Here is a 24,123-nt window from a genome sequence, read left to right on the forward strand (position 1 = left end):
CATCATGCAGAAGAGAAAAAAACAAGAGCAGAGAAAAGCGTAGGCGGTTTATGAGCAGTGCAGATTTTCTTTTAATATTTGATGATGATAGAGCATCCTTTGATGCAGTCGAATCTGTTTTATCAGAGATCAAAATAGATTTTTCTACAGAATCGAATCCCGTACAAGCCATTCATACGCTTCATGAGTACACACAAGTCCCCAAACTCATAATCATTTGTTGCCACACCATCGCCAGTCCTGGCTTTGCACTTTGTGAGAAAATTCAGAGTTTAGATCACGATGCACCGCCCGTGCTCTTTATCATCCCTGAGCACGATGAAAATACCGTGCTTAAATGTTTTGAAGCTGGCGCAACAGACTGTATTGTGCTTCCTCGAAACAAAGAAGAGCTTCATGCCCGCATCTCGACGCATCTCAAGCACAGGTCAAACAGCCTCTTTTGTTCTCTCTACACAGAACACGTTCAGGAAGTTCTCGACAAAAGAACCAACGACTTCCTTCAGGATCGCAATTTTTACGACTACCTGAACGATCTTCTGAACAATTCTATTGGACGCCGAAGTTTTGCAGAAGTCTTGCAGGAAGGTCTCGACAAACTCCTCAAGCTTCACTGGATGCCTGAGAACTGCCGGGCCAAGCTCTTCACGTACAATGCAGACTGCGCGCTCTTTGGGGAATGCTGCTCCAGTGGAGAATGGACCGCAGAAAACAGCATTGCACCTGAATTTCTCTGCCGGGAACCATCGTCCGTTCCGCCCAAGACCTTATGTCTCACCAACACAGACAGCGCGGCTCATGACACCCCACAGCTCGATCTGCTGTGCAGACGGCTTCATATTTCCATAGTGCATGAATCCAAGACAGATGCATTTCTGTACCTTGAATTCCCTCGCGAGCACTCCTTTTCCACAATGGAACATTGCTATCTTGTGTCTGTCACCAATACGCTTGGAAGTATTTTTCGACACAAATCAGCTGAGGCAAACCTGCACCGGCAACTCTATTTTGACTCACTCACCCGTCTGCCGAACCGCAAAAGTCTTGAAGACAGACTTGCAGAAATTTTGCAAGAACAATGGCCCGCCAGCTCAGTTGCCCTCTGCTTCTTTGACCTCCAAAAGTTCAATATGATTAATGATTCTTTTGGCAGAAAAGAGGGAGACCGCATTTTGCAAAGCGTCGCTCGGCGACTTTCTGCACTCAAAAGGTCCAATGTGCTTATCACCCGGCTTGGGAGCGATACGTTTGGGGCACTGCTCACCGGGCTTGAATTTGAGCGGGAAGCCCGCCACTTCGTCAAAACGGTGCAGCAGCTTTTTGATCAGCCATTCCGAAGCAGGTACATGCCGAATCTCTACCTTTCGTGCGTTGCCAGTATTGCTTTCGCCGAAAGGGACTGTCAGCCCAATGAACTGATTCAGGATGCCGAAGCCGCACTTACGGTTGCCAAAAACCTTGGCCCTCGCTCCTGCGTGACGTTTAATGAAGGGATGCACGCACAGGCTCAAAAAAATCTGCGAACCCTAAACCAGTTGCAAAAGGCCATTGAAAGTAAACAGTTCACCGTTCACTACCAGCCAATTGTCCACTCTCCGACAACGACTATTGCCGGGGCAGAGGCTCTTGTGCGCTGGAACCACCCTAAACACGGTCTCCTCCTGCCTGGGGCGTTTATACCTGTCGCCGAAACCAGCAAACTCATCGTTCCAATTGGTGAATTTGTGTTCCGGCAGGCCTGCCTTGATTACCCAAGGCTCAAAGAACTTGCAGGTTCACCAGACAACTTTACGCTCAATGTGAACCTCGCCGCCGCTCAGCTGAACGACCTGCGACTGTCGCGTAAAATCGTGGACATACTCCATGAAACCCAGCGAGAGCCACAAGACATCAAGCTCGAAGTGACGGAAACAGATACAGCCAGAGACCCGCAAAAGGCCGCACGAACCCTGCACGCCCTGCGTGAGATAGGACTAAAAATTGCTCTGGATGACTTCGGGACTGGATATTCCTCACTCTCCCGACTTATCGACCTGCCACTGGACACACTCAAGGTCGATAAATGCTTTGTTTCCGAGCTGAACAATAACGCGCAAAAACGACGACTCGTCGACCTCATCATCAGCACCGGCGAACAACTCGGCCTCAATGTTATCGCGGAAGGCGTAGAGAATAAAACCCAGGTCACAGCACTGTTTAATATGCGCTGCACCTTTATCCAAGGCTTCTACTACTCCAGACCCGTGGCAGTTCCACAGTTCGGAATCCTGAACTGCACCAATGTTCCCCCCGAACCTGCACACTGCTAAGCCTCCTCCCCCGATGCAGGGTGCAGGGGGATGCAATCCCCTTGCCCACCAGAGGTAAAAAAAGCCCCATCACCAACACACCATAAGCCTTACACACATCCCACATATCAGCCCACTGCACTCATCACATCACACATCACGTTACTCCTTTTTACAGACTCTCCTCCCCCGATGCGGGGTGCAGGGGGATGCAATCCCCTTGCCCACCGGAGGTAAAAAAGCCCATCATAAACTCGCTGCCAGCCACACACACATCCCACATATCACATCCCACACACATCACTCACTTTCCAAGCCCCCGCCCCACGTCCCCACAAACTTTCCCCATAAAAAAAGCGGAGAAGGCTTTCGCCTCCTCCGCTTTGCACTCATATGCGCTTGCGCTAGATGATGTGCTTACGAATGTTGGTAACAAAGATTTCTGCAAGGACAACGATGGTCAGAATGCAGACAAGGATGACACCAACGCGGTCCCACTCAAACAGGTTGAGGGAAGTTTCGAGGGCCATGCCGATACCACCGGCACCCACGAGACCAATAACCGCAGATTCACGCACATTAATGTCCCAGCGGAACAGCAGGATGCCCCAAAATGCGGGAGCAACCTGAGGCCAGTAACCCTTGAGAAACACTGTAGCCCAAGGAGCACCAGCAGCTTTCAACGCTTCCACGGGACCCTGCCGACACTCTTCGAGAGCTTCGGCGATGAGCTTTCCGCAGAAACCAATGGAACGGAAACCAATGGCAACGGCTCCAGCCAGAGCACCGGGACCAAAAACGGCCACGAAAAGCAGTGCCCAGACAAGAGAGTTAACCGTACGGGAGGAGACAAGAATCAGCTTGGCGAACCAGTTCAGAACTGGAACCTTGGTGATGTTCTTGGCGCCCATAAGGCCAACGGGAAGTGCCAGCACAATGGCGAGCAGCGTTCCAAGCGTTGCGATATGCAGAGTCTCCATGAGCGGAGTATGAAGACCCTCTGGGTAGTAGGCAAAATCCAGAGGCACCATGCGGCTAAACAGGTCTTTGACCTGAGTCGGCGCATCATACAAAAACTCTGGAATAACCTCGACGGTCTGCACAGACCACACAAAAAGCGCCACAGCACAGAAATAGAAAATAAAGCGAGCGAGACGCTGTGCAGGGGTGAAACGAACCCATTTACGTGTATCAGTCATCGGAACAAATCCTTCACTTTCACGGACAGGAATTCCGAAACCATGATGAGAGCGATAATGGAAATCAGAATTGCGGAAAGGAAATCATAGTCGAAGCGCTGGAATGCGGCGAAAAGGGTTCCGCCAATGCCACCAGCACCGACAATGCCAACCATAGTGGAGTTACGCAGGTTGGCGTCGAACTGATACGAAGCGAAGCCAACAAAACGATTAAAAACCTGTGGCAGTACAGCATAAATGAGCATGCTCAAAAATGGAGCACCAGAAGCACGCAAGGCTTCAACAGGCTTGAGGCTAATTTCCTCAATAGCTTCGGCAAAGAGCTTGCCAATAAAGCCGATGGAGGCAAAGACCAGCGTCAGAATACCTGCAAGCGGACCAAAGCCAACGGCCTTAACAAACAAAATTGCGAAGATGACCGGGTGAAATGAGCGGCAGATGCAGACAAAAGCACGAGCGGGCCAGGTCATCCAGTCTGGCATAAGGTTGCGAGCTGCGCAGAAACCAACAGGCAAAGAAAAGAGAACACCAAAGGCAGATGCAATTACAGCGATCTGGATGGTTTCCAGCAGGTTGCAGATCAGCAGCTTCCAGCGATCAAAGTTCGGGGGCACCATTTCGGAAAGAAACTGCGCACCATTACCAAGACCGATGAGAAAACGATCCCAGGTGATGTCCAAAATGGACACAGCATAAATGCCATAGATAATAGCAAGCACATAGCCCAGACGTGCCCACCAGTTTACCTTAAAGGGCGATTTTCTGGCCTGAGCGCTCATTGCAGCCAATCCTTGCCGCCGTAAATTTCCTGAAGATGACGGGGTTCAAGTTCGTCTGGTTTGCCATCAAAGACCACATGGCCCTTGCTCATGCCGATGATGCGGTCAGCAAAGCGCTTACCGAGGTTCACGTCATGAATGTTGACGAGAAGCGGGATTTTACGCTCGGTGCAGACACGGGTCAGCAGCTCCATGATCTCGACAGAGGTCTTGGGGTCCAGAGAAGAAGTCGGCTCGTCAGCGAGGAGGATGTGAGGGTCCTGCATCAGGGCGCGGGCAATGCCAACACGCTGACGCTGACCGCCAGACAGGCTATCTGCACGAGCGTTTGCGAACTCCAGCAGACCAACGCTGTCGAGCAGGTTGAATGCTCTTTCGATGTCGTCCTGGGGGTATTTGCGGAGCCATGCACGCCAAACCGGAAGGTATCCGAGACGGCCACAGAGCACGTTTTCCATAACGGAAAGACGCTCCACAAGGTTAAACTCCTGAAAAACCATACCAACACGGCGGCGAGCTGCACGCAGATCTTTACCACTCATGGAGGTCAGTTCCTTGTCTCCAATGGAGATGCTGCCGCTGGTGGGATCAATCAGACGATTGATACAGCGAATCAGAGTGGACTTACCTGTGCCGGAAGGTCCAATGATTGCGGTCGTGGTACGGCCAGAAATTTCAAGGGAGATACCTTTCAGAACAGGCTTGCCAGGCACATATTCTTTGACCAGGTTTTCAATGCGCAGGGTGCGCTCAGAATCATTCATCGTTGCCACTTTTTTTTAGGTCCTTGGATGTATGAACCCGGAGAAACACATGTTCCTCCGGGTTAGATGCAATTGGGGCAAAGGAAGTTTTATTTCTTCTTTGCGCGCTTGGCAGCTTCTTTTGCAGCCATCTTTTTCAGGCCAGCCTTGTTGTAATATACGCCAGTGGATTCGGCGATATCACGGATGACCTTCCAGTCAGCCATGTAGGTGACGGGATAGAAACGGTCAGCACCCTTAAAGGTCTTCTGCATTTCAGGAGTGAAGCGGTAGGTGTTGAACGCGCCAATGATTTTCTGAACCAGCTCAGGCTTGAGGTCGTGTGCATAACCAAAAGCAGAGGTGGGGAACTTTGCGCTACGGTAAATGATGCGGAACTTGGAGCTGTCGATACGGCCAGCTTCTGCCATACGGGTAAAGACGTCGGAAGCAACCGGAGCTGCATCATAGTCGCCGTGCAGAACGCCCATGATGGACTGGTCATGCTTGCCGGAATATACAACGCGGTAATCCTTGTCGGGGACAAGGCCGAGCTTGGGGAAGAGAGCGCGGGGAGCGAGGTTACCAGAGTTAGAGGAAGCTGCGGTGTGAGCAACAACCTTGCCCTTGAGGTCCTTGAGGGACTTGTAGGGGCTGTCGGCACGAACAACCATAATCAGGTTGTAGCCCTGGAAACCATCGGGGTAGCCCTTGACTGCCATCGGGACAAAACCAGCAAGGTTAACTGCGAAGCCAGTGGGGCCAGTGGAGAAACCAGCAATGTGCAGACGGCCGGAACGCATGGCCTCAACCTCAGCGGCGTTGGACTGGACGGTGTAGTAGATAACACGCTTGCCAGTAGCCTTTTCGAGGTAACGCTGGAAGTCAGAAAAAGCATCCTGATAGACAGCGGGGTCTTCTACAGGAGTGTAGGTAAAGACCAGAGTGCTGGGGTCACGGAACTTGCTTTCGTCGGTCGGCGCGTCAGCGCAGAGGTCACCGTCGTTGTCACAATACATTTCATCAAGCTGACCACGGTTCAGGCAATCGTCTGCAAAAGCAGAAGTCACCATGACTGCCATCATCATGATCATCACTAAACTAAAAAATCGCTTGGCCATCAGAGCCCTCCTCAATTGATACGTAGGATGATTCCCTATCGCTTTTTTTGGCGGCCCACCGTGATTAAAATCTATCGAAGTAAAAAAACGCCCTATCGACAGAAGTGAGCGCGTACACCCTCTCCAAACTGTAGCCGCCACGGCCCCCTTATATTAAAATTTGATTTTTCACAAGATTCTTGCGCATATGTCACGTAAACGTCGAACAAAAACGAAAGCAATCCCAATTCTTCATATTATCGATTTACACATACGTATCAGCCAAAAAAAAGTGATGTGACGTCCTTCACGAAGACAAAAAACTAGAATAAAAAAAGTTTCTCCAACTGAATGCAGCAGAAAAGAATTGCAATTCAGGTTTGAGTTACACAACATCTGGAGCTTTTATGAATATCCTCCCGCAGGAACTTCGAGGCGCAGCCACCTGTCTGAGTGGCGCTGGTTCAATCCACAATTTGTCCAATCAGGCTATTCTCTTCGGAAAGCGCGGTGTTTTGGTCCACGGAGCAAGCCTTGCAGCACATGGCGTCCTCCAAAAAATCCAACAGGACATGAGCGCGGGTACAGACTGCCTGTTCTGGCAACACCCCGGCGGCGAGCCGACACTGGCCCAGCTTGAAGAACTGCTCGAAGCGGCACGAAAGCACGGTGCAGAGTGGATCGCAGCTGTAGGCGGCGGAAGCGTTCTGGACATTGCCAAAGCCTGTGCCGGAATGTTCCACCAGCCAGGGACTGTCGTGGAGTATCACGACGGAGCAGAACCCTCTCGGAAAAGCCTCCCACTCCTGGCTGCACCAACAACAGCAGGAACAGGCTCGGAAGCCACCCCGGTTTCCGTCCTTACCAACACAGAGACTGGCGTAAAAAAATCCTTTCGTACTAAGGATATGTACGCAAAAGTTGTCATTCTGGACCCTGTACTCCTCCAGCACTGCCCAAGCCATGTGCTGACGGCTTCCGGCATGGATGCCATAACGCAGGCGGTAGAGTCATACACCAGCCGACACGCAACATGGTATTCCCGCGAGCTTGCAGCAATGGGTTTTGAACTGCTGGCAAACACCCTTCCTCTGGCTTTTGCCGAGCGGAATGAAACCGGCAGCATTTCCGAAGAGCGGGCCGAAGCTCTGCTCTATGGAAGTTACATCACAGGCGTGGCATTTAGCTCATCACGACTTGGCGTTGTTCATGGGCTTGCTCACCCGCTGGGGGCACGCTTCCACGTTCCCCACGGCGTCTGCTGTGGAATCTGCCTGCCCTACGCTCTGGAACTCAACAGGGACAGCGTGCAAAAACTTTACACACAACTCTGTGACATTCTGGGTGAAGATCTTATCGAATGGGTACGCCAGCAACTGAGTGCTTTTGGAATGGAGAATCCATTCTCAGGAAAAACACTTGCGGATACGGATGCTGTCGTCGAAGAAATTCTTGTTTCGGGATCAACCAAGGCAAACCCCGTCACGGTGACGGAAGACATTGCCCGCGACCTGCTCAAAAAGATACTTGCCTAAACCCCGCACATAAAAAAGCCCCGTCCTTGTGGCGGGGTTTCTAGTGTTCAGTGGAGTTCTCAAGCCGTCCCTTGCGCTCAAGAGCCATGTGTATCGTGCTCAGGACTATCTCCCATGTCATGGGCTTGCCTATAAATCCATCAAAGCCGACATCCTCAAAATGCTGAATGTCGTCGCTTCCGGTATGTGCGGTCATGGCAATAACAGGAATTTCAGGGTCCCGCGCAGAAGTACGCCCGCCCCTGATATCTTCCAAGGCGTCATCTCCACTCAGAAGTGGCATCCGAATATCCATCAGCACAACATCATAATCATTCGTCTCAAGCTCTTGAATAGCCTGCTGCCCATTGGCAACAGCAACGACGCTGTGCCCGTATCTCTTCAGGATGAGGATCGCAAAGGTTTGATTCACCGGATTATCTTCTGCAAGAAGAATTCGCAGCTTGGGCAAATCCGGAATCTTTACCCCTCGTGGAGAGCCTTCTCCGCAAAGCATGTGTTCTGTGTCTCTCGGGTTCATGGATATTTTGCCCCGGTAAAATAGACATTTTTCAGATTTAGAGAAAGTCTACGCATTTTTTATATAAATACAAACATAATTCTTATATTGCAAGACGCATAAGAAAATGTCTCTTTCCTCATTTTTTTCAGTAGAATAAAAGCATTCATTATCACAGCTCCCCTTTTGACGCACATCAAAAGGGACTGGTTCAACCGATCTTTTTTGAAAAACAGTTTTTCTATATTTGTCCTTTCCATCAAAATTATCAACAGGAGACTTCCCAAAGCTGCAAAAAACTGTTCTTCGCCCAAGGCCTTGCCCCCGAGAGTTCGTTCACGCAGAAAATGCTCACAAAGCACAGCCTATCCACAAGCGCCAAAAACAGATGTGGGTTTTCGCTAAGCTCGCACTGTTTCATGCTTTCACCCTCTTTTTATCCCCTTGACGATTTTTCAAAGTGAAAAAACTAGGGCAATTCTGCCTCAGCAAAATAATTTTTTTTCATTTTATCCAGACAAATATCCTAAGGTCCTTATTTTCTGGCATAAAAATTTTTCCACATTGTGGATAAAAAAGTGAATAACTCGCCTGTTTTGCTAACTCATGCGAATAGTTGTGTTTTCCTTTCCCTCAAAATTTGCGACCCCTATTTACTCAGCCAGTGTTTTATCGTATATTCAGAAGATAGCGCGCGGGGTCATAACCCTTTGCAATTTTTACATTTCTTTACGTTTCTCGGAGCTTCAGCCCCGTTAACCCGGTGAGAATCCGGGGCGGTGCAGCCACTGTGAACCTCATTGTTTCACGCTATAGCTGTGGATGAATGAGAAGCCAGCACACGGTCTGAAGTCCTTATACGCCTGAACTTATGTCTGCGGCATGAGTTCGCAAGGCAAGCCCACGCAACTTTTGTAGGAATGGAGTACATGGAACCCTGGAAATTCGTACGTGGTTTCGAGAGGTTCAGTCTATGCGACTGGCCCGGAAACACCTGCTGTGTCATCTTTCTTGGCGGATGCAATTTGCACTGCCCAACCTGCCACAATGCCGAGATGGCATGGCACTACGAATCATTACCGGCCCTGAAGAGGGATGCTCTGCTCGATTTTATTCGCCAACGCAAAAAATGGCTCGACGGGGTCACAGTGACAGGAGGAGAGCCAACCACTGTCCCCGGTCTGAACGTCATTCTCTCTGACCTTGCGGAAATTGGTCTCAAAATCAAACTCGACAGTAATGGAATGCGGCCCGAGGTTCTCGAACAGATTCTGGACCTGAATGTGGTGACAACCTTTGCAGTTGACATCAAAGGCCCGTACGAAAAGTTCCCTCAACTCACGGGAAATGCAGTCACAGCAGAAGAAGCACAGGCAAACATCGAAAAGATTTTTGCTCTCGCCTCAGCGCAGCCTGACAAGTTCTACTTCCGAACAACAAAGGTTCCGCTGCTGACTGATGACGACATTGAAACAGTTCGCACATATCTGCCCCACGGCTTTTCCCTGACCGAACAGAAATTTGTAGAACCCCGGAGGACATCACATGCCGAAGCAAATTCTTAAACGGGATGGTTGCCTTGAGACCTGGTCTCTCGACCGCATCGCACACGCAATTTTTAAGGCACTGAACGCCAGCAAGGTCAAAGACCCGCTGCTCGCCAAGCGCCTTGCCCACAAGGTCGAAACCAAACTCGCAGGCATTGACGTTCCCAGTCAGGAACGCGTTCAGGACATGGTCGAAGAAGTCCTTATGGAATCCCGCCTGTTCAACGTTGCCAAAAAATACATCCTGTACAGGGAAAAGCGCCGCGAAATCCGGGCCCATGACAACACCTATCTGGACATCAAGGACACCATTGATACCTACCTGTCCAAGGCTGACTGGCGTGTTGCAGAAAATGCAAACATGTCACACTCCTTTCAGGGACTGATGCTGCATCTTTCCGGCTCTGTGCAGGCCCGCTACACGCTGGAAAAATACCCCGAAGAAGTTCGCCTTGCCCACGAGCACGGTTACTTCCATGTGCATGATCTGTCCTTTGGTCTTGCTGGCTATTGCGCTGGCTGGAGCCTTCGCGACCTGCTGCTCGAAGGTTTCAACCTGCCCGGTCGCTCCTGCGCTGGCCCGGCACATCACTTTGATGCTGCTCTCGGACAGATGGTCAACTTCCTTGGCACCCTGCAAAATGAATGGGCTGGTGCTCAGGCATTCAACAATGTTGATACCTACCTTGCTCCCTTTGTGCGGCATGACGGCCTGAACTACGAACAGGTCAAGCAGGCCATGCAGAAATTTGTGTTCAACCTGAACACGACCTCCCGCTGGGGCGGACAAAGCCCGTTCACCAACCTGAGCTTTGACCTTGCCTGCCCCAAGCACACAGCCAAGGAAGCCGTCATTATTGGTGGCAAGCTTCAGGAAAGCACCTATGGTGAATATGAAGAAGAAATGCGCATGATTAACAAGGCATTCCTTGAAGTCATGCGTGATGGCGACTACGACGGCCGCATCTTCTCCTTCCCGATTCCCACATACAACATTACGGAAAATTTCCCGTGGGATTCCGAGATTGGCACCCTGCTTCTGGACCTGACCGCCAAGTATGGCGCTCCGTATTTCCAGAACTTCATCAACTCGGACCTCAGCCCCGAAGATGTTCGTTCCATGTGCTGCCGCCTCAAGATGGACCTTCGAGAACTGCGAAAGAAAGTCGGCGGTCTGTTCGGCGCAGGCGACCTCACCGGGTCCATTGGTGTTGTCACCCTGAACCTGCCCAAACTCGCGTTCCTGTCCCAGAGCGAGGATGATTTCCTCGACCTGATTACAGAATATGCCGAGCTGGCCAAGGATTCCCTTGAGTTCAAGCGGAAGCTCATCAATGACAACCTGAACCGCGGCCTGTTCCCGTGGTCCTCCCGCTATCTGCGCAATGGTTTCAAAGGCCACTTCTCCACCATCGGCTTGATCGGTGGACACGAAGCCTGCCTGAACCTTTTGGGCAAGGGCATCGAAACCCCGGCTGGCACCCGTCTGATGCAGCGTGTTCTTGACCACCTGCAAAAGCTGACGGTCCGCTTCCAGGAAGAGACTGGCAGCCTGTACAACCTTGAGGCAACCCCTGCCGAAGGCACAAGCTACCGTCTGGCAAAAATCGACAAGAGCCTGTACCCGTCCATCCAGACCTCCGGCGGAGACGTGCCCTACTACACGAACTCCACCGCCCTTCCGGTTGGCATTTCAAGCGATGTCATTTTTGCCCTTGAGCATCAGGACCAGCTCCAGCCCATGTATACGGGCGGCACAGTGTTCCACACCTTCCTCGGCGAAGCCGTGAGCAGCACCGAAGCCCTCAAGAGCTTTATCATCAAGGCCTTTACCCAGACCAAGGTACCTTTCCTGTCTATTACGCCAACCTTCTCCATCTGCGAGGAGCACGGCTACATCTCTGGCGAGCACTTTGAGTGCCCGACCTGCGGAAAGGACACCGAAGTGTACACCCGCGTTGTGGGCTACTACCGCCCTGTTTCGCGCTGGAACAAAGGCAAGCAGGCCGAGTATGCTGACCGCGTTGTCTTTGACGACGTTGAAGCAACCGTCGCCTAGCACGACACTTCACCAGCACGACAAAGCCCCGGTTCAGCTGAACCGGGGCTTTTTTTCATGAGGCCCGGGCCGAGGGGAGACCCGGACCGTATGTTGGTAGAAGCTAGAAGCGTTCAAACTCATCGTCGCCGTCTGCGCCCATATCCAGAGCTACTCCGCCGCCCGAAGGACCTGACGTTTTTGGTGCGCCTTGTTGCTGTGCCGGTCCGGACGGCTGTGAGAACTGAGCCGGACCAAGCTGCCGGGATGGTGCAGCCTGGGCTGACGACAGGGTCCTCACACCTGCCACATTGTCGTCAAGACGGAAGTAGGACATGGTCTGCTGCAACTGTTCCGCCTGACTGGACAGCTCTGTGGACGTGGAGGCCATTTCTTCGGCCGCCGATGCGTTTTGCTGTACAACCTGATCCAATTGCTGAATGGCCTGGTTAATCTGCTCTGCCCCGGAATTCTGCTCATTGCTCGCTGCTGCGATCTCCTGCACGAGTTCCGCAGTGCGCTTAATGTCCGGGACCATCTTCGAGAGCATTTCACCCGCACGTTCGGCCACTTCAACGCTGGAGGACGAGAGTTCACTAATCTCTGCTGCCGCCGCGCCACTACGCTCGGCGAGCTTGCGAACTTCTGCCGCTACCACTGCAAAGCCTTTACCATGCTCCCCAGCGCGCGCTGCTTCGATAGCCGCGTTGAGCGCGAGCAGATTGGTCTGCCGGGCAATCTCTTCGATAATCGAAATCTTGTCCGCAATCTGCTTCATGGCTTCGACAGTATCATAAACAGCCTTTCCGCCTGTTTCCGCATCGGTCGCAGACTGAATCGCAATCTTTTCGGTCTGGAGAGCGTTCTCTGCGTTCTGGCGAATGTTGGCTGTCATTTCTTCCATGCTGGAAGATATTTCTTCTACGGAAGCGGCCTGCTCTGTCGCCCCCTGAGACAGGGCCTCAGAAGACGCGGAAAGCTGCTGGCTTCCAGAAGAAACATTCTGGCCTGCACCCTGAACGTCACCAACAACGCTTCCAAGGCGCCCAACCATATTCTTGAGGGAATCTGCAAGAGTCCCAATTTCATCACGCTGGTTTAAATCAATCCGTGCACCAAGGTCACCATCAGCAATGTCCTTGGCAAAGCCCACGCCCAGACGAATAGGACGGGTAATGGCACGGGTAATAAACAGTGCGGCAATAATGCCGATGGCAAAAGCAATGGACGCACCCGAATAAATCATCATGTTGGACGAGGCCATTTCCGCCATCATTTTCTGCTGCTGGTCAGCATGCGCACTCACGCATTCCTTTTGCGCTGCCCGTGCTGCCACCAGCATTTTTTGCGAAGACTCACCCTGCTGCTGCATCAGTTCTGTATAGCGGCTAAATGCCACGTAATACTTGTCGACAGCCTTGGAGACTTCGTCCAGCAAGGATTCATAGCGGGCACTCTGGACCTTGTGAGAGGTCTCCTGCGCCAAAGCCTGAATCTGCTGCACATCGTTTTGGACATTTTGCCGATACTTTTCTTCACCCGAAATAATCACTTCTTTTTCATTCTTTCGGGCATCAATGAACCACTGCACAAGGCGGGCAGAAACATTTGCGGTGGCAACCTCGCGAGATGCCGCCTGCCCGCGGGCCAACAGCTCTGCCTGCTTCACTTCTTCTTCCCGCAGTGATTCACAGCGAGCCAAAGCTTCACGGGCCAGAGAGCGCATGACACTCATGGTCTGCTCACGTTCCTGACTCAGCCCAACGTATTCTGCGAAGGCCTTTTCATATTCCTTGGTCTTGGCCGTCACTTCGTCGATCTGATCAATATTCACCTGCTGCGTAAACATTCCGCGCAAGCCCTTTGCCTCAGCATAAATCTGCTCAACAAGCTCGGCGTGCCTGTCCAGCGACTCCTGGTCATTGCGCAGCATAAAATTCTTTTCATACTGACGGGCACGCTGAATGTCCTGCACCAGAACATTCACACCGTCAGACTTGTCCACACGGTCCTTGACTCCTCCCATGCCCTGAATACCCACCAGAGCAACAACGGCAGTCAGAATAAGGACGACACTGAAACCAATAGCCATTTTGAAACCAAGCTTCAGATTTTTAAACATACCTGCTCCTTGCGATGTGTGAGAGAAACGAGCACAACACTGTCATGTGTGCGGGAGTCTCTTCTTTACAAAAAGCATTCCAAAAGATCCCACCTCTACAAAAAATCAATTTTATAGACAAAATAAAAAAAGCCTGCCGTACCGAAAAGACGGTTTAACAGACCTTTTCTTTCTTTTTCAGAACAGGATTCTGCTTATTTCAGAATTTTTCTTTTTTCTTCCGTTTTTTTACAGACTTCATCAATTCATAAAACCGCGCTGTCTTGAGTCCTGAAAGCGAAATCGCCTTCTTTACATTCTGCCCTGTATGCTCAAGCACCCCCAAGACATACTCTGCTTCTGCTGTCTTCACAGCACGTTTCCGGTATTCCGCCCATGTCACAGGCTCAAATTTCTGATTTTCTCCGAAACACTTCTGACACAGCTCCGGCCGTCCCACCACGTCGCGGGTATAACAAACACGCAGTTCAAAAGGCAGATGGTGCGGCAAAAGCGTTGGGGCATCGCCCGCAGCAAGACAGGCAGCTTCAAGGGCATGTTTGAGTTCCCGAACATTACCGGGCCAGCCATAGGAACTCAGCGCCTGCAAAAACTCAGGACTTGCCCCCTTGAGCTGTTGCGAACTTTCCCGGGCGTGTCGCGAAAGCAGATGCACCGCAAGCGCTGAAATATCTCCTTTTCGTTCCCGAAGCGGTGGCAAATCAACATGCACAGTCTTGAGCCGGAAAAGCAGGTCACTCCGGAATCCGCCCTCACGAGTCATCTTCTCAAGATCACGGTTCGTCGCAGCTATCAGCCGAAAGTCACTCTTTTCTTCACGCTGGGCACCAACGGGACGATAGCGCCGTGTCTGGAGAACGCGCAAAAACTTGGACTGTACCGCAATGGGCAGCTCGCCAACTTCATCAAGAAACAGCGTCCCCCCGTTGGCCTGAGCAACCAGCCCCTGCTGTGAACTCTCCGCCCCGGTAAACGCCCCGCGGACATGCCCAAACAGCAGACTCTCTGCGAGATTTCCCGGCAGAGCAGCACAGTCCACGATCACAAACGGCCCATTCTTTCGCTTTGAGGCATTATGCACGGCCCGCGCAACAAGGTCCTTGCCCGTCCCGGTCTCCCCCATCACCAGCACTTCATTCATGCTCTGCGCAGCAAGTGCAGCCTGTCGCAGGCAATACATCAGACGCGGGTCACTCCCCACCAGCGCAGACTGCATCGGCTGAATCACGCGGTCATCGCCAGACTGGAGACGGGAACTCACGGCCCTGTCCAAAAGCCGCAAAAGCCGTTCTGTCGAGCAAGGCTTTACAACAAAGTCCCACGCGCCAGCCCGAAGTGCAGCTTCGGCAAGGTCGGGATCTGCCGTTGACGAAAGCATCAGAACCTCTGGAGGAGAAGGCTGACAGCGCAGGGCATTCAAAATGTCCAGACTGGAGGCATCCCCAAACTCAGAACCGACAAAGGCCACATCGCAGCGATGTGCCAGCCGGGCCTGATCCAGCGTGCTCCTGTCACTCGCCCAGACGACCGAATGGCCCGCCTGTTCCAGACTCTGACGAAAGCCACCCTGCATTTCCGGGTCACGATCTATGATAAACACCTTAGCCATAGAGAATCCTCCACCATAACTGTACACCAATCGCGGCAGGGCTTCACGGAGAATCTCTTTTTTAGGCACAAAAAAAGAGCAGGCATCCAGCTGGACACCTGCCCTTTCAACACACAAAGACCATACAAAATTTTACGAAAGTTCTCCCTGACGGCCCACGACAATCTCCTGATACGGAAGTCGCTTTCCAGAGGCCTCAAGCCCCTTGCGCACGGCACCAACAATGCCCTGGCAACAGGGAACTTCCATTCTGACAACGGTCACACTCTTGATGTTCGCGTTGCTGAACAGCTCTTCAAACTTGGCAGCATAATCATCAGGGTCAAACTTGGGGCAGCCAATCATCACGACATTGCCCGGTACAAAGCGGTCGTGAAAATCTTTCACGGCAACGGCTGTGCAGTCAGCAGCAACAACAAGGTTTGCACCATTCAGGAACGGCGCATGTGCCGGAACCAGTCGAATCTTCACAGGCCAGTGGCCAAGGCTGTTCTGCTCTGCTGGACCTTCGCTTGCCGAAGCAGTCTGGGCTTCTGGAACAAAGGCATGCAGGGCCGAGCCGGGGCAACCACCACCCGCGGGGGCAAAACTGTGCAGCGCGGAACCGGGGCAGCCGCCAGAAGGCTTCTCCTCACGGGTACGGCGTACGTGCTCCATTGCAGCCTCTTCATCAAAGGGGTCAGCCTCTCGCTCAACAATCTTGAGCGCACCTGTCGGGCAATCCCCAAGGCAGGCACCAAGTCCGTCACAAAACATATCTTTGACGACCTTTGCCTTCCCATCAATGATGGCCAGAGCGCCTTCGGCGCAAGACGGGACACACTGCCCGCAGCCGTTACACAGTTCTTCGTTAATCTCGATAATTTTTCTTTTCTGCTTTGCCATATTTTCCTCCGCATCCCTTCCCGGATGCCCTGCTTTTTTTCTTCACGCTATCCCTTCGTGATGAAAAAACACTATGTCGCATCCGGCGCAAGGCCCTTGATGCAGATCAAAAAATCGATATTTTTTTCGAAAAAAAATAAACGGGCGGAATCCCATAAGGAAACCGCCCGCAGCTTTTCACGTGGGAGAAACTACCCCAAGATAGCCTTGAGATCTTCGTCAGGCGTGGTGATCGGCTTAATGTGGTAATGATCCACCAGAACCTGAAGAACGTTTGGCGTCAGGAATTCAGGCAGTGTGGGTCCAAGACGGATGTCCTGAATACCAAGGTGCAGAAGCGTCAGAAGGACCGCAACGGCTTTCTGCTCGTACCAGGAGAGCACCATCGACAGCGGGAGATCGTTCACACCGCAGTCAAAGGCCCCAGCAAGGGCAACAGCAATCTGGATTGCAGAATAGGCGTCATTGCACTGACCGATGTCGAGCAGGCGAGGGATGCCGCCGATGTCGCCAAGCTTCTTGTCGAAGAAACGGAACTTGCCGCAGGCCAGAGTCAGGACAACGCAATCCTCTGGCACTTTTTCGACAAACTCAGTGTAGTAGTTACGGCCGGGCTTTGCGCCGTCACAGCCAGCAACGAGGAAGAAATGGCGAATAGCGCCGCTCTTCACCGCATCAATGATCTTGTCTGCAACAGAAAGCACAGCATTGTGCGCAAACCCTGTCAGCACGGAACCCTTGTCTTCATCCTCAGCAAAGCCGGGAAGAGCCTGAGCGCGCTCAATAACAGCGCGGAAATCACCATTTTTCAGATGCTCAGCGCCGGGGAAGCCAACGCGGCCAGTCGTAAAGATATTTTCAATGTAGCTGGTCGGCTTCTGGATACAGTTGGTGGTCATCAAAATTGCGCCGGGGAAATCGGCAAATTCGCGGCGCTGGTTCTGCCATGCAGTTCCATAATGCCCATAGAAATGCGGATACTTTTTCAGTTCCGGATAGCCATGACACGGCAGCATTTCACCATGGGTGTAAACGGTAATGCCCATGCCCTGTGTCTGCTCAAGCAGTTCCTTCATGTCTTTCAGATCATGACCGGAAACAAGAATGGCCTTGCCCTTCTTGTGCCCAAGCGGAACCTCAGTCGGAACCGGGTTGCCGTATGCGCCAGTATTGGCCGCATCCAGCAGAGCCATAACTTTCAGATTCACTTCGCCAACCTTCAAGGTCAGCCCAACCCAGTCCTCAAGGGACAGGTCTTTATAAATAGCAGCCAAACCTTCATGCATGAAGGCATAGACTTCTGGATCTTCCTGTCCAAGCACACGGGCATGGTCAGCATAGGCAGCAACGCCACGCAGGCCAAACAGCACGGTATGCTGGAGGGAACGAATGTCATCATTTTCAGAATGGTCAACCAAAAGACCATACAGTGCGCCCTGCTCCGCATGCGGCACACCAGAAAGCGGTGTCAGGTTCACAGAAGCCTCTGTATAGCTCTGCGGTCCACCAGCAGCAGCAACACGCTTTTTCAGGTCTTCGCGCAGTTCAACAACCCGGCTAAGATGCTGTTCAAAGCGTTCAGGATCAAAGTTGACGTTGGTCAGGGTCGCAAACAGTGCCTGAGCAGTGAAGCGGTCCACTTCCAGGTCTTCGATGCCGTGCTTACGGCCTTCGATTGCAATCACGGACAAACCACGCAGTAGGTAAGTCAGCAAATCCTGAAGAGATGCAACTTCCGGATTTTTACCACAAACACCCATATTGGTGCAGCCACCGTCGCTGCCCCGCTGTTCACACTGATAACAAAACATGCGTTCCTCCTTATGAATGCCTACAACAGGCACTCCTGAATTCGTTAAAGCCAGACTAGACGCCACAAGCTCCCCTGACTTTGACGCACGTCAAGTTTTCCATGTTTTTCAGGATTTTTTTCATATCGCAGGCGGTGCGCACCAGACAGGAGTTCAGCAAGCATAACACAGAACAGGCGTGAGGCAAAAAAAAGACGCCGAAGAACGGCGTCTTTTCACGAGGGGCTTTCCCCTTATTTTTCCAGAAATTTTTTCTATTCAGTAACCGCGACATGCTCGCGAACAGCAGCAAGAAATTCGTCAAACTCCTTGGGACCAAAGGCATATGTCAATTTATCAGTCCTCAGTTCAAGAACTTTTGTACTCCGGCTCACCAAAAGCACACTCGTCCCGGAATTCGTTGAAAACATGCCACTTTTGAAGCCAAGGTAGTCCATGCTTCGCTCACGCGACAGGGAACCGAGAATGGAATCTTTGTCCATGTTTGGGACCACACGGGCGCTTTCCACAGTGCCAAGGTCCATCTTGGCGGTCAAAAATGGCGGAGCAGTAACCCGCAGCTCTCCATTCTCCCGAATCTCAATCTTGGTCTTGGACGGATTCACATAAAGCATCCACCAGTACAGGCCAATAAACGGGAAGCCAACCGCGACAATACAGACTCCTGTCCAAAAAATTCCAGACCGGAAGCTCCACACCGTTGCCGCCATCACCATAATGGCAAAAATCAAAAGCAGGCCCACAACCCAGGCCTTCATGGGAACCCTGAATATCTTATTCATGGAAAATCCTTTGTTCTCAAAGTCTCTCTTCGCCAGATGCCAGCGCTTCGAGCTGGTCAGCCTGTACAATACGGATTTGTCGCCCCTGAACGGACAGCAAGCCTGCATCGTTCATCCTTCGCAAAATCCGGGACAGCGTCTCCGGAGCTGTTCCCAAAAGGCTCGCCAGATGCCCCTTGGAAATATCCAGCTCAATAGACGTCTCTCCTCCACTGCGCAAAGACACATCAAGCAGGTACGCCGCAAGCCGCTGCGGTGTTTCGCGCAGGGTAAGGCGTTCAAGCTGTATGGTAAAGCGCCGAAGCTTATGAGCCATCACTGCCAGCATATTCAAGCCAATGCTTGCGTCCTTTTGCATCAGTCGCAAAAGATCCTCACGCGAAAAGCTCAAAAGTTCGGTCTTGGCCGTGGCCTCGGCATGGGCAGGGAAACGTCCGTTTTCAAAAACAGGAACCTCCGCAAAGGTTTCCCCGGGACCATACACATGAATAATCTGCTCCCGCCCCTCCGGGGAGAGCTTAAAAATCTTCACCTGTCCCTTGCGCACAACATAGAAACCACGGGCCGCAGCCCCTTCCAGAAATATCGTCTGTCCCTTGCGAAAACTCAGAGGCACCGCAATAGACGAAACTGCTGCAAGGTGTTCCTCAGTCAGGCCAGAAAACAGCGGCAGTTTGGCAATAAACGCCGAATGATTCATCCCTTTTATCCTCTTTTGTCGTGCCGCAGCCACATGTGCACAAAACAAACTCTCAGAATTCCACGCAGATAGACAGCGCAATTGTGAAAGTTCTGCAAAATATTTCAATACCACCAGAAAAGATGTACAACTGCACTACACAGCCTTCCCATACTTGGGGAAAAGGCAAAAGCAGATCCGAACAGTATGAAATATTTTTCACAAAGCCAAATGAAATGGTTTCATTTCGCCTGAGTTGCACCTTTTCAACACAACAGATTATACACAGAAAATATGACAGAAAAAAGCACAGAAACCGTTACAGAACGACCTGCGGCCTGCTTTCTTCCTTCCACCCGGGTTCGAGGTGGACGCGTCATCTCTGGTCGGCTGGATGCCACAGGCACCGCGCTCATCTGGCAAGCCGCCACAGACTGGATTCATACCGCGCCGATTCCACAGCTCACGCTTGATCTTTCTGAGCTGAGCTATCTTGATGGCTCTGGCGCAGCACTCATCATGCACATCAAGCGCCTGTGCGCAGAAAAAAATCTTGAACTGAGCATAGAAAACGTTCCTGCTCACGTCCAAAAACTTCTGACACTCTTCACCGAAGAAGAAACGCCAAAGGAATCCCCCCGTGAGAAAAAGGGATTCATAGAGTCACTTGGACACAAAGGACGCAAAATCCTAAACGACAGTGCCGAACAGGTTGCCTTTATTGGCGAATCCTCCCGCGCCCTGCTTCACGCCCTGCGCCAGCCGCATGTCATTCGCTGGAAAGATTACTGGGCTGTCTGCGAATCCGCAGGCGTCAACGCTCTCCCCATCATTGCCCTGATTGGTTTCCTCATGGGGCTGATTATGTCTTTCCAGTCAGCCGTCCCCATGCGCCGTTTTGGTGCGGATATTTACGTTGCCAATCTTCTTGGTCTTTCCATGCTGCGGGAGCTTGGCCCGCTGGTCACGGCCATCCTGCTGGCCGGGCGTTCCGGATCTGCCTTTGCCGCAGAAATCGGCACCATGAAGGTCAACGAAGAAGTCGCAGCGCTCCAGACCATGGGACTGGACCCACTGCGTTTTCTCATGATTCCCCGCGTGCTTGCAGCACTCACCGTAACGCCTTTTCTCACCATATTTTTTAACTTTTTTGCCCTGATTGGTGGCGCGCTTGTAGTCACAGGCTTTGGCTACACCCTGTCCACCTACGTTTCGCACGTACTCATGAACGTCACCATTGGGGATTTCACTGGCGGTCTTTTCAAAGCCCTTGTTTTCAGCATCCTGGTCGCTGGAGTTGGTTGCCAGCGCGGTCTCACTACAGGCTCTGGCGCAAGCGCCGTTGGCAGCTCCACGACCTCCTCAGTCGTCAGTGGGCTTATCCTCATTGCGGTCTCGGACGGCATAATGGCTACTGTCTTTTTTGCACTTGGAATCTAGCATGACTGAATACACAGAAATAGCATCCCCCGGCACTCAGGACTGCACTCCAGCTCCCCCCGTAGAGTTTCCATCTGACGCGCCCATCATCGCGGTCTCGGACCTTGTGGCGGGCTACGGGGACAACATTATCCTCAAGGACATCAGTTTTGAGGTACAACGGGGCGAAATTTTCGTCATCCTTGGCGGTTCAGGCTGTGGCAAGTCCACCCTGCTCAAGCATATCATTGGACTGCATCAGCCCCGGCAAGGCAAAGTTCTTCTCGAAGGACGCGACCTCGTTTCTGCCAGCAGTTCAGACCGGCGCGAAATTCTTCAGCGCATCGGCATCACCTATCAGTCTGGCGCGCTTTTTGGCTCCATGACGCTTCGCCAAAACATCCGCATTCCCCTTGAGGAATTTACGGACCTCCCCAGCGAAGCGATGGACATGATTGCCCACATGAAGCTCGCTCTTGTGGGGCTCGCTGGCTACGAAGAGCATCTGCCCGCAGAAATTTCCGGTGGCATGCGGAAGCGTGCGGCTCTGGCCCGGGCAATGGCCCTTGATCCCGCCATTCTCTTTCTGGACGAACCATCGGCAGGTCTTGACCCCATTACCTCGGCAGAACTCGACCAGCTCATTCTCGGCCTGCGCGACCGCCTCGGCATTACCTTTGTTTTAGTCACCCATGAACTCCCCAGCATTTACTCTGTCGCTGACCGGGTTATAATGTTGGATAAACGCGTCAAAGGCATCATTGCAGAAGGAGATCCCCGGACCCTTCGGGACAACTCCGAAAATGACTGGGTCAGAAGCTTTTTTAACCGGGAAGCCACTGACAGCGAGGACTAACGCGTGAAGCACGACAGAAATTTCAAAATCGGCCTGTTCATTCTTTCTGGAATCTTCCTTTTAGCGGCCCTGCTTGTCGCCTTAGGGGCTGGTTCAATTTTTAAGGACAGCTTTATCGTCGAGACCTATTTTGACGAGTCTGTTCAGGGGCTTGACGTGGGCGGCGCCGTCAAGTTTCGCGGCGTTCAGGTCGGCACGGTCAAAAGTATTTCTTTTGTCTGGGCACAGTATGACACCCCCAGCGATCAGGGCCGTTATGTTTTGGTCACGATGGCCCTTGATGGCGCCCTGATTGAAAAATTCTTTGGCGCAAAATTTAACAAAGAAGACAGTCAGGAAGCCCTTGACCGAGCTGCTGCCAACGGCCTTCGCGCTCGCCTCACGACGCAGGGGCTTACTGGTGTCGCCTTTCTTCAGCTCGACTTTTCGGAAAAAGGACAGTTTGAACAGCTTCCTATTAGCTGGGAACCAGAAAATCCCTACATCCCCTCTGCTCCCAGCACCATGAGCCGTCTCGAAGCGGCATTCGACTCCATAGGCACTGGCCTTAAAGAAATCGAAAGTGTCGACTTCAAGGGCATTGGCCATTCTCTTAATGAGATTCTCGCCAAAATCAACGAAGGTCTCGGCGAAACCGAAGGCCCCAGTTTTGGCGTTCTTATCAAGCAGAACCTGACCGAATTACACGGCACTCTCGCCCGCACTCACGCCCTTCTCGCCAAGCCTGAAATCGACAGCATGATTGAAGACGCGTCCCGCACATTTGCCAGCACCCGTCGCATCACAAGCTCCGCAGAAAAAGACGTCAGCCCGCTCCTGCACAATCTCAACCTTGCCAGCGTAAACATGCTGAAAACAAGCGAAACCCTCCGCAAGCTTCTCGCGAGCGACAAGGTCAGAGCCTCCGTGGACAAGCTCCCCGAAGCCCTCACTGACATTCGCAACGCAGCTCGCGACATTCGGCGCGGTACGCAGGAACTTGAGCTGACCCTTCGCAACATGAACGACATAACTTCAAGCGAAGCTGGCGTTATTCGCGGCATTCTTGAAAAAACCCGTGAAGTTATGGAAAACCTGAATGCGATTACTACAGACGTGAAGGAAAACCCCTCACGCCTCTTCCTCGGGGCACCGCCCTCCAAGCTTAACCCGGAGAAATTGCCGTGATAAAGCATGCAAAACTGCTCACCCTCGTTATGGTCGCAAGCCTCTTCTCCAGCATCCTCCTGCTCTCTGGCTGCACTCCGGCGCTCCAGACTGAGGCACCACAGATTCGCCGCTATGCCTTGCTCCCGAAGCATCCAGCACCAGCAGCAAATCCGCACAAAGGCGTTCTTCAAGTGCGACCCGTCAGCGTCTCGCCCATGTTTAACAGCCTCTCTTTTATCTATCGTAGCAGCGATCAGGGATATGCAGAGGATTATTACAACCAGTTCCTCTCCAGTCCCTCCGGTATGTTTACACAGATTTTCCGCGATGGACTCGGCGCCTCTCGCGCTTTCTCTACCGTGCTCCCCGATGGCTCCACTCTCGCACCAGACTTCACCCTCGAATGTGTCGTCACTGCGATGTATGCCGACTTTCGCAATCCAGACAAAGCGCAGGCCGTTCTCGAGCTTCAGGCTTTTCTCATCGATCGCCGTGGCTCAGAATTCCGCCCCATTATGCGCAAAGATTATTCGCTTCTCTCTCCCCTCCCCGAAGCGAACGCCCAAGGCTATGCTCAGGCTCTCGAAGCAACTGCGGCTCAGGCCTTACAGGCCATTGCCAACGACCTAAGCGCTATCAGCCTCGCTCCTGTGAAGTAGCAAGGGGCGGGGGTGTTTTATTGGGGCACTGCCCCAAGCCCGTAAGGGCTTTTGGGGGGATGGGGGTACGAGACTCCGTCTCGTGCTCTGCAAGGGGCGCCGCCCCTTGACCCCGCCCAAGGACGAGGCCCTTGGGAATCCCGATTTCGCCCGAAATTAAAGGGGACCGAAATGTGATGAGAGCTACGCTCTCCTCTCCATTTCGGTCCCCTTTTTTTCGGCCTAATTAACTGGGCGTGTGTTCTTTTTCTTTGCGCTCCAACCCTTTCTTTCTGAACGCGAGCGTTCAAAAAGAAAATGGCGGCGAACTCGCAGAAGAGAAAGAAGCTCTTTACGCCATTCTCACCCAAGTTTGAATTTCATTCACGCGAAGCGTGGAGGGAATTCAAACTCGATGAGGATACGTAAGGGAATCATTCCCTTA

At 52.2% G+C, this 24,123-nt stretch carries 19 protein-coding genes; 8 read left to right on the top strand and 11 right to left on the bottom strand.

The window, feature by feature from the left end:
• Positions 1-50 precede the first annotated feature (50 nt).
• Positions 51-2,309 (top strand): two-component system response regulator, encoded by a 2,259-nt coding sequence (locus tag B5D23_RS05550; protein ID WP_159445926.1) that lies wholly within the window; start codon positions 51-53, stop codon positions 2,307-2,309.
• Positions 2,310-2,692: 383 nt separating this feature from the next.
• On the opposite strand, the gene phnE (B5D23_RS05555) is transcribed toward B5D23_RS05550, so the two are convergent.
• The 4 genes from phnE (B5D23_RS05555) to phnD form a co-directional block, all read right to left on the bottom strand.
• The gene (phnE, locus tag B5D23_RS05555) at positions 2,693-3,487 is read right to left on the bottom strand and encodes a phosphonate ABC transporter, permease protein PhnE (RefSeq protein WP_078684427.1); all 795 of its coding nucleotides are present in this window, start codon (positions 3,485-3,487) and stop codon (positions 2,693-2,695) included.
• Complete coding sequence (phnE, locus tag B5D23_RS05560; protein ID WP_078684428.1) at positions 3,484-4,266, bottom strand: phosphonate ABC transporter, permease protein PhnE; 783 nt, start codon at positions 4,264-4,266, stop codon at positions 3,484-3,486. The genes phnE (B5D23_RS05555) and phnE (B5D23_RS05560) overlap by 4 nt, the downstream gene beginning before the upstream one ends.
• The gene (gene phnC, locus B5D23_RS05565) at positions 4,263-5,030 is read right to left on the bottom strand and encodes a phosphonate ABC transporter ATP-binding protein (protein ID WP_078684429.1); all 768 of its coding nucleotides are present in this window, start codon (positions 5,028-5,030) and stop codon (positions 4,263-4,265) included. The genes phnE (B5D23_RS05560) and phnC overlap by 4 nt, the downstream gene beginning before the upstream one ends.
• Positions 5,031-5,119: 89 nt before the next feature.
• A complete protein-coding gene (gene phnD / locus B5D23_RS05570) occupies positions 5,120-6,130 on the bottom strand; it encodes a phosphate/phosphite/phosphonate ABC transporter substrate-binding protein (protein WP_078684430.1) in 1,011 nt (336 codons plus the stop codon).
• Positions 6,131-6,516: 386 nt separating this feature from the next.
• Between phnD and B5D23_RS05575 the strand changes: the two genes are divergently transcribed.
• Positions 6,517-7,644 (top strand): iron-containing alcohol dehydrogenase family protein, encoded by a 1,128-nt coding sequence (locus B5D23_RS05575; RefSeq protein WP_078684431.1) that lies wholly within the window; start codon positions 6,517-6,519, stop codon positions 7,642-7,644.
• A 40-nt stretch (positions 7,645-7,684) separates the two neighbouring features.
• On the opposite strand, the gene B5D23_RS05580 is transcribed toward B5D23_RS05575, so the two are convergent.
• Entirely contained in the window at positions 7,685-8,164 is a 480-nt protein-coding gene (locus tag B5D23_RS05580; RefSeq protein WP_078684432.1) for a response regulator, read from the bottom strand.
• Between the two features lie 908 nt (positions 8,165-9,072).
• Here B5D23_RS05580 and B5D23_RS05590 point away from each other — a divergent pair.
• Entirely contained in the window at positions 9,073-9,708 is a 636-nt protein-coding gene (locus B5D23_RS05590) for an anaerobic ribonucleoside-triphosphate reductase activating protein (protein ID WP_234985068.1), read from the top strand.
• Positions 9,689-11,749: a ribonucleoside triphosphate reductase gene (locus tag B5D23_RS05595; protein WP_078684435.1), complete on the top strand. Its 2,061-nt coding sequence runs from the start codon at positions 9,689-9,691 to the stop codon at positions 11,747-11,749. The genes B5D23_RS05590 and B5D23_RS05595 overlap by 20 nt, the downstream gene beginning before the upstream one ends.
• A gap of 103 nt (positions 11,750-11,852) precedes the next feature.
• Here B5D23_RS05595 and B5D23_RS05600 read toward each other — a convergent pair whose 3' ends face one another.
• The 6 genes from B5D23_RS05600 to B5D23_RS05630 form a co-directional block, all read right to left on the bottom strand.
• Entirely contained in the window at positions 11,853-13,850 is a 1,998-nt protein-coding gene (locus B5D23_RS05600; RefSeq protein WP_078684436.1) for a methyl-accepting chemotaxis protein, read from the bottom strand.
• Between the two features lie 199 nt (positions 13,851-14,049).
• Positions 14,050-15,459 carry a sigma-54-dependent transcriptional regulator gene (locus B5D23_RS05605; protein WP_144012556.1) on the bottom strand — a complete coding sequence of 470 codons (1,410 nt, stop codon included), beginning with the start codon at positions 15,457-15,459 and terminating at the stop codon, positions 14,050-14,052.
• Between the two features lie 132 nt (positions 15,460-15,591).
• Positions 15,592-16,344 (bottom strand): ATP-binding protein, encoded by a 753-nt coding sequence (locus B5D23_RS05610; protein WP_078684438.1) that lies wholly within the window; start codon positions 16,342-16,344, stop codon positions 15,592-15,594.
• Between the two features lie 191 nt (positions 16,345-16,535).
• Positions 16,536-18,155 carry a hydroxylamine reductase gene (gene hcp, locus B5D23_RS05615; protein ID WP_078684439.1) on the bottom strand — a complete coding sequence of 540 codons (1,620 nt, stop codon included), beginning with the start codon at positions 18,153-18,155 and terminating at the stop codon, positions 16,536-16,538.
• 254 nt (positions 18,156-18,409) lie between these two features.
• Positions 18,410-18,937, bottom strand: coding sequence for a PH domain-containing protein (locus B5D23_RS05625; protein WP_159445927.1), 528 nt, complete (start codon positions 18,935-18,937; stop codon positions 18,410-18,412).
• Between the two features lie 16 nt (positions 18,938-18,953).
• Positions 18,954-19,637, bottom strand: coding sequence for a Crp/Fnr family transcriptional regulator (locus tag B5D23_RS05630; RefSeq protein WP_078684442.1), 684 nt, complete (start codon positions 19,635-19,637; stop codon positions 18,954-18,956).
• Between the two features lie 273 nt (positions 19,638-19,910).
• Here B5D23_RS05630 and B5D23_RS05635 point away from each other — a divergent pair, with 273 nt between their 5' ends.
• The 4 genes from B5D23_RS05635 to B5D23_RS05650 are packed head-to-tail and all read left to right on the top strand — an operon-like array spanning position 19,911 to position 23,699.
• Complete coding sequence (locus B5D23_RS05635) at positions 19,911-21,056, top strand: ABC transporter permease (protein ID WP_078684443.1); 1,146 nt, start codon at positions 19,911-19,913, stop codon at positions 21,054-21,056.
• 1 nt (position 21,057) lies between these two features.
• Positions 21,058-21,891: an ABC transporter ATP-binding protein gene (locus B5D23_RS05640; protein ID WP_078684444.1), complete on the top strand. Its 834-nt coding sequence runs from the start codon at positions 21,058-21,060 to the stop codon at positions 21,889-21,891.
• Between the two features lie 3 nt (positions 21,892-21,894).
• Positions 21,895-23,058, top strand: a complete 1,164-nt coding sequence (locus B5D23_RS05645) for an MlaD family protein (protein ID WP_078684445.1) — start codon at positions 21,895-21,897, stop codon at positions 23,056-23,058.
• On the top strand, positions 23,055-23,699 hold the full coding sequence (locus B5D23_RS05650; RefSeq protein ID WP_078684446.1) for an ABC-type transport auxiliary lipoprotein family protein: 645 nt from the start codon (positions 23,055-23,057) through the stop codon (positions 23,697-23,699). Before B5D23_RS05645 ends, B5D23_RS05650 begins: the two co-directional genes overlap by 4 nt.
• Positions 23,700-24,123 lie beyond the last annotated feature (424 nt).

The sequence above is a fragment of the Desulfobaculum bizertense DSM 18034 genome, from assembly GCF_900167065.1.
GTDB lineage: Bacteria > Desulfobacterota > Desulfovibrionia > Desulfovibrionales > Desulfovibrionaceae > Desulfobaculum > Desulfobaculum bizertense.